Source organism: uncultured Lactobacillus sp., from assembly GCF_947367125.1.
In the GTDB taxonomy this organism is placed as follows: domain Bacteria; phylum Bacillota; class Bacilli; order Lactobacillales; family Lactobacillaceae; genus Lactobacillus.
In genome coordinates, this window is record NZ_CANBCQ010000071.1 from 1 (window position 1) to 3352 (window position 3352).

Here is a 3352-nt window from a genome sequence, read left to right on the forward strand (position 1 = left end):
TCAGGATTTGAGTAGTAGTACGTGTACAACTTAGTTGGTTGTGTTTGTGTAGCAGTTTCAGCACTTGCTACTGGTGCATTTTGTGTTTCGTCAGCCATAATTGGCTCCTTTCTATCAAAAAAGCCCACGGGTACGCCCCGTGAGCTATGATTTAAAGTCATAAATTAAAGTGCCGTCATCATTGAAATGCAAGTGACGACTTTGCAAATTACCGTTGAAAGACTTGATATAATCCAAGCCTTTTTCAGCATTTTTCTTCCATTGATTCAAAGAATCATAATTGTCTAGCTTCTGCTTTACATCAGCGGTTTGCTTGATGTACTTTTCACGATCAAAGAGTATGTGATCAATCATAGCACCACCGCCTTTCTCAAAGCGGCGTAAAGCCTTGATAGCAGTGGATTAGGAGGCTTTACCCCCCCCAGTTTTCAGATGCAACTTGGTCGTCTTTGATGAATGCCATTCTTCCTTCGTAATTTATAAGGTAGTAGGTGCCAAATTCGTTAATGATTTTGGCATAGCATTCACAATTCGGGGTTCCTATAACATTACCCCAACCCAAACCGCTGGAAAGCGCTCCCGTTCCATTCAATTTCACGCTAGCTGGATAGGCTCCCCAGTTCTTGCCATTTGCCGTGATTTGCTGATCGCTATTGCTAATATTGAACCATTTTAGCCTGTTAAAAATCATATGATCTAGCATTTAAACACCTCCCTACATGGATAGAAAAGTGACCTAAGCCGTTGATACAAGCCAATAGTGAGGGGGTTACCCCCCAATTTACGGAGGCAACATAATTTTCAGGAACTAGTAGAAGACCATAATGCCCCTCAATTTCGCCAGCATGACCGTTAACAACATAGTAGCCATCAAAACTACCCAAACATGTATATGTGTCATCTGGTCCATCATGTCGAATCTGTCCTTCACCACTTGCAATAGTAAAGTTACAGCTGCCGTCAACAGTAATAGTTTGAGGATAAGCTCTCCATTTTTTACCGTTTGCTTGAATTGTGGTTGCATTATTCGCAATATTAAACCATTTCAACTTATTAAATAACATGTGATCTAGCATGTTTCCGCTCCTTTCTTAAACGAAGTGAAAGCATACTTAACCATTGATATGACAGCAAATAGGAGGCTTTTATCCCCCCAGTTTACATTTTTGAGATCTGATACTTTAACCAGGCATTCACCTGATCCATTTGCATAAATGTTTCCTAGTGCCAATACCGCTGGCTCAACGGTATTTAAAATACCTGTTCCATTAGGGTAATAAGATTCTATTAATATTGAAGTATCTTGTCTGACTCTTTGAGTTGATGGATTAGGATAAGTGGTAATCATTGTATTAGCTGGTATCGTTGCCTTTACAGGGATAGCAATATACTTTTTGCCATTCGCTGTAACAGTATTCGCATTGTCTGAAATTTCAAACCACTTTTTTGCGTTCAAAATTAGATGATCTAACATGCTTTCACCTTTCTATTTCGTAATAAAGGCGATCCGTTGTGGATTTGCGTTTTCCCAACTGTTAGCTTGTGCTTCCTGTGATGCTGGGAATCGCTTGCCCTCAACGTAGTTCGCCTTGATGTACTTAATTTCGTTTTCTGCGTTGGCTAGACGCGTTGTGAGTGACTGGATTGTTTGGTTCTGCTGGTTGATGATACTCTGCAGGCGGTTGATGTCTGACTTCCATGCGATGTCTTCGTGCCATACAGGTGCGTTACCGTTGCCACCAATAATTCGGGCTGTATGGTCACTGTAAGCAACGTTAAGCACACCCTTTGTATCTGCACCACCAAATGCAATTGCCGCCGCAAAATTACCAAGGGTATTGTCACTTGCTTGATCTCTGATTGATACCAAGACAGGAGTATCACTGTTGCCAACACCAAGAATATCATTCCAGTTATTTGCGTTGGTTATCGTTCTGAATAGGTTACCTTGTACGTTGACTTTATTGTTAAGATCCGCATGAGTAGCCACATCAGGACGACCCAAAATGTTTCCCCAGTCAACCGTTCCTGTATAGTGACCATTTGATTGGATACCAGCCACTTCACTGCCTTTGTTGCGGAATGAAAAATGATTTGAACCATCATCACCCAAATCAAAGGTAAGGTCTAGGTTATCATTGTCGTCTTGATCACCGTAGATGCTGACTATATCACTGCCACCAGCCCAATGCAAACCACCAAGGTTGCCTGTCCTATCATTGATACCGCCACCGTTCCAGTTGATTGTGGAACGTAAATTCATGTTACCGCCCGCTTTAGACAAAGCGTTGTTAGCGGTAGTTTGAGCGCCATCAGCTGTTGACTGTGCCCTATTAATGTTGTTATCACGAGTATTAAAAGCAGAATCAATAGCAGGTTTATTATAAACATCATCACTGTTAGCCTTGGTATTAATAGTGGTGTTTAATTCCTTTTTTACGGAATCAAGATTAGATTGAACAGTGTTTTTCGCTTCGTCAATTCGACTATCAGTCTCGGTCTTGGTGTAGACATCGGCGCTATTTGCCTTAGTATTAGCTAAATCAGTAACAGTTTTAATCTTACTATCAACATCAACAGTATTAGCTTTAGTGTTAGCTAGATCGGTAACAGCCTTAATCTCGTTATCAAGGTCAGTTTTGTCAGCTTTGCCTTCAATCATTGTGGCTACTTGGTTAGCGTCAACCTTGCCGTTTGTGTCAGTAGATAGAGCTAGCAGCTTCTTATCTAGTTCAGCCTTGCTGTAGCTGTAAGTGGCATCAACCTTGGTATTAGCTAAGTCGGTAACAGTCTTGATTTTGCTATCAACATCAGTGATGGTGTCATAGCTATTAAGAGCTGTCTTGTCCGCTTTAGCATCAAGCAACTTGTTAGCATCAGTCTTGCTGTAGACATCCACTATTTTGGCATATGGACTAAAGTCAATCTTACCAATCTCTTCATCAACCGTAGCCTTATCAGCCTTAGTATCAATTTGCGCCGTTAGGTCGTGATCTAATTTGTTGATAGCTCCATTTAAAGTAGCTGGCGTAACTGATCCAGCTGGGTCAACCGTTGCCGTGACGTTCGTAGCGTCACCAATCGCAATCGCCAGCTTTAAGTCAAGTGCATCAGTAGCAACGCCATCTGGACTGGTCGCTGTTAGATAAGCGCCAGTATTGGCAACAGCTACCGCAATCAGCTTTTCATCATTGCCTTTCTGCGCAAAAAAGCCAACTGCCGTATAAGGCAAGTCGTTGGCTAGATTGTCGTTTTGGAATGTAGCTTCAAGAATTACGGTTGTACCGCGATCAGTGTTTTGCTTGTCGCTAATACCAACTTTGACTTCTCGAAGTGGACTACCAATTGTAGT

At 41.7% G+C, this 3352-nt stretch carries 5 protein-coding genes; all 5 read right to left on the reverse strand.

Annotated elements, in window-relative coordinates; all coding sequences use genetic code 11:
* Positions 1–144: 144 nt before the first annotated feature.
* The gene (locus tag Q0Y84_RS12165) at positions 145–354 is read right to left on the reverse strand and encodes a hypothetical protein (protein ID WP_297954159.1); all 210 of its coding nucleotides are present in this window, start codon (positions 352–354) and stop codon (positions 145–147) included.
* Positions 355–412: 58 nt separating this feature from the next.
* Positions 413–703, reverse strand: coding sequence for a hypothetical protein (locus Q0Y84_RS12170; protein WP_297954162.1), 291 nt, complete (start codon positions 701–703; stop codon positions 413–415).
* Positions 681–1076, reverse strand: coding sequence for a hypothetical protein (locus Q0Y84_RS12175; RefSeq protein WP_297954165.1), 396 nt, complete (start codon positions 1074–1076; stop codon positions 681–683). The genes Q0Y84_RS12170 and Q0Y84_RS12175 overlap by 23 nt, the downstream gene beginning before the upstream one ends.
* Positions 1070–1474 (reverse strand): hypothetical protein, encoded by a 405-nt coding sequence (locus Q0Y84_RS12180; protein ID WP_297954168.1) that lies wholly within the window; start codon positions 1472–1474, stop codon positions 1070–1072. The genes Q0Y84_RS12175 and Q0Y84_RS12180 overlap by 7 nt, the downstream gene beginning before the upstream one ends.
* 12 nt (positions 1475–1486) lie before the next feature.
* Positions 1487–3352: hypothetical protein (locus Q0Y84_RS12185; protein WP_297954172.1), on the reverse strand; the 1866-nt coding region annotated here is incomplete at its 5' end.